This is a genomic window from Streptomyces sp. MMG1121, assembly GCF_001280015.1.
GTDB lineage: Bacteria > Actinomycetota > Actinomycetes > Streptomycetales > Streptomycetaceae > Streptomyces.
Genome location: NZ_LGDV01000166.1, coordinates 1 through 220, shown reverse-complemented (window position 1 = coordinate 220; position 220 = coordinate 1). Strand labels below are relative to the sequence as shown.

Here is a 220-nt window from a genome sequence, read left to right as displayed (position 1 = left end):
TGCGGTGTCGTTGTTGACGGAGGCGCAGCCGTGGCCGGAGGCGGGGGGTCGTCCGCGGCGGGCGGGGGTGTCGTCGTTCGGTGTGAGTGGGACGAATGCTCATGTGATTCTTGAGGGTGCGGTTGAGGGTGAGGTCGTGGTCACTGGTGGGGTGGCCGGTGGGGGTGCTGGGTGTGGTTCGGGTGTGGTGCCGTGGGTGTTGTCGGCGCGGAGTGAGGAG

At 68.6% G+C, this 220-nt stretch carries 1 protein-coding gene; it reads left to right on the top strand.

What is annotated here, in order from left to right; translation table 11 throughout:
* Positions 1-220, top strand: a 220-nt coding sequence (locus ADK64_RS42990; RefSeq protein WP_199829626.1) for a ketoacyl-synthetase C-terminal extension domain-containing protein, incomplete at both ends; no start/stop codon positions are given.